4 protein-coding genes are annotated in these 2,969 nt (G+C 35.9%); all 4 read right to left on the bottom strand.

Annotated features, from left to right (window positions below; all coding sequences use genetic code 11):
* A partial coding sequence (locus AAC147_RS05635) for a relaxase/mobilization nuclease domain-containing protein (RefSeq protein WP_047685883.1) occupies positions 1–851 on the bottom strand: 851 nt, incomplete at its 3' end.
* Positions 820–1,248 carry a hypothetical protein gene (locus AAC147_RS05630; RefSeq protein WP_047685880.1) on the bottom strand — a complete coding sequence of 143 codons (429 nt, stop codon included), beginning with the start codon at positions 1,246–1,248 and terminating at the stop codon, positions 820–822. The genes AAC147_RS05635 and AAC147_RS05630, both read right to left, overlap by 32 nt.
* Positions 1,249–1,517: 269 nt before the next feature.
* Positions 1,518–2,264: a hypothetical protein gene (locus AAC147_RS05625; protein WP_047685888.1), complete on the bottom strand. Its 747-nt coding sequence runs from the start codon at positions 2,262–2,264 to the stop codon at positions 1,518–1,520.
* A 520-nt stretch (positions 2,265–2,784) separates the two neighbouring features.
* On the bottom strand, positions 2,785–2,969 hold a 185-nt coding region (locus tag AAC147_RS05620; RefSeq protein ID WP_047685875.1), incomplete at its 5' end, for a hypothetical protein.

Below are 2,969 nucleotides of genomic sequence, written 5' to 3'. Positions count from 1 at the left end.
GGAGCAGGAGCAGGAGCAGGGTGGTCTTTTGTCGGTGTGTTGGTTCGTATAGCTTCTAAGTGGTCAGGGTTGTAGCTAAGTTGCTTTCGAAGATTTGCCCAGGAGTAGCTCTTACCTAATTGCGAAGCTTTGAAGGCTATATCGCGGTAAGAGAAAGAGAAGCCGTTCATTTTACCTGTGCTTGCGACATTCGCCGTCCAGCCGACTTCTGCTTCTTCCAGCCTCTTGATAAAAGTTAAAAGGTCAGGTGTATCTGCCAAACTTTTATCAAGTATCTGTTGGAGAGCTTCCTTAGGGGAGGGAACACCAGTCCGAGCCGATAGCATTTGTTCGTTTCGAGAGATTCTTTTCCGCTTCGGTTGTGTATTTGAGAGGGATGGTGCTGTCTTGGTCACTTTCAGACCATGCGCGATTTCGAGTTCACTGATTATGCGGGTACTTATGAGGTTCTCATTCCTGCCAAGGTAGAGCTTCCCTCCATTGAGATCTATGCGACTTGCAATAATGTGTATGTGCTGACCAGCCGGATCGTCATGAAGCACATAGCAACGAAGATGAGTATCACTGAATCCGATCCTCTTCATGTAGTCGTCAGCTATGTTTGCCCATTGCTCATTCAATAATGATTCACCGTCAGGCAATCGTAGCGAGTTGTGCCAAACGGCCTTCTGAACATCTGGGCGAAGCTGTTTAGTGCCATCAAATTCAGCGATCAGTTCAGAGGCTGAATCACCTAACATGTTCCCGCCAATGACGATTGGATTACTTTTATGATGTGAACCTGGCTTCAATGCATATTGAACGACACCAGCGAAGCTCTTACCCCTTTTGATCTTCTGCATACCCTTCATAGGGTTTGCTCCATATGTCAGCATTTAGCAGGTGCTGGCGAAGCTCTTCCAGTTGTCGCTTCACAGCGAAAAGCTCTGTATGAGTAAGCTGGCTATCTTTACTCTTACCATCGATATGGATCGCAATTCGATTTAGCTTTTGTGATATGTCAGTTAAAGCTATCCAGGCTTTGGCATTAATCGCAGGTATAACAGGAGGTAACTTTTGAAGGGAAGCCATACGAAGCCACTCTCCTTTCGAATGATGCTCCCTTAATGTATTAAGTTTGGTCAATTCAGAGTTGTTAAGACGAACACTAACACAGTGAATTCGTAATTCCTTTGGTAGTAAGTTACACTTTGGGGATGAATGTTTTGCATCCTTAGCAGTCAAAAACTGCGATTGTTTATTTTCCATATAAACTCCTTTTATATGTCATGTTTTTAAAGTAATCAACTAACTTTCTCTATTGTTATAGTGAACGATTATTGTTTGTCAATATTAAGCGTGAGTTAATATTTGTGTGTTACGTATTAAATAAGAATAGGTGATTGATTAAAAATAGGTTAGTTAGTGAATGTGATAAATCCCCAATCATAAAAAATGGAGGTTGAGATGCATGTCTCAACAAGCTGTAAGATTAAGATTCGTCATTAAAAAATAAGGGCCAAAAGGCCCATGTAAAATTAGTTCCAATCAAAGTGGAATATATATCCATTTAGTGTTAGATAAGTTAGTATCAAGATTAAGGTTATGATTCCGCCATTACCAAGAGCTTGAATACGGAATAAATTAGTTAATTTAAGACTTGCAAACCAAAATCCAGACATGTTTTTGTTAGCTAAGGAGTATGATAATTCTCTGAACGCAGAGAAAATTATTAATATTATTGATACACCAATCAAGATACTCGAAGATATCAACGACAAAGAAAGATTTTTACCATATTCATTTAATCCGTTCCAAAAACCTGAAACTGATACGGCTCGTTTTGATAATTCTATAATTTCTAGTGGAACATTTATATTCAAATATTCATTTAATAAAAAAACAGAACCTCCAGCTAAGACTAAGAAAATAAATCTGACAAAATCTGTCGTTTCAACCTCTTCCCTAAGAACCAAAGCTATAATCCCAATTATTGAGAATACAGGAGAGAATAAAGCACCTGTTTTTAAAATAGGATAAATTTCTTGATAATGTGTGAAAAACGACCAGATAACAAATCCTATTCCTATCGTTAAAATGACCGCTCCCGCCATAAAAGCACCTGCATCACCATCACTATTAGAATTTTCTTTTGTATAATGATTGTTGATGATTCGATTATTTGTAACCTGAGTATTTTGAACATTATAACCACCACTATTGCTTTGACTGATATTAGTGTTTTCGGTATTGTTTTTGATATTAAAATCCGCAAATTTTCCCATTTTGTAGTCCATGTCAAACGAAGAAGTAACAATTTTACATCGATTGAATAGTAGATCATAGAAATTTCGTATCGGCATAAAAAAATTTCTTTTCATGCGACAATTAATTCCATCCTAATTAAATTAGGAGTTCGAAAGTAAAGATTCCAAGTTTAAATCATTCTTTTTCAATCAAAGAACAGAAAAAGCAAGGCAACTTAGAGAAGCGGAGTATCTCTGAGTTAGCTCTTGCTTTTTTAATAAGTGAGCCCTTGACATTATATTTAAAAACGTTACTTATATATAAAACACTTGGAGATTAAAATTATATGAAAGCATCTACAGTGGTGTTGCTGATATCAATACCAATTCTTATATCGTTAATTATAATGTCTTTCACGGCAGATGAACAATGGTTCAAAGATGGGATGTCTTTATTGAATCCAATTATAATGTTATTTATTCCTTTTATAGTTGGACAGATAGTTAAGGATTTTTTCGAAATAAAAAACAGTGAAAAGTAATAAGGAAGTAAAAACTATTATTTTTTCTCAAAAAATTCGAAAAATGATATCAATGCTTTGATCATGGCTGAACCTGCCAATATGATGAGTAGTGACTTGTTGTCCTTTAACATATTCAATGTTTCATTCAATATTTCATTATTATAATTGAATTTTAAAGCAACTAATTTTATTGCACTGATACTAAATGCCTTTTCAAAAT

The sequence above is a fragment of the Xenorhabdus sp. NBAII XenSa04 genome, assembly GCF_963866145.1.
GTDB lineage: Bacteria > Pseudomonadota > Gammaproteobacteria > Enterobacterales > Enterobacteriaceae > Xenorhabdus > Xenorhabdus indica.
This window is presented reverse-complemented; position numbering and strand designations above follow the sequence as displayed.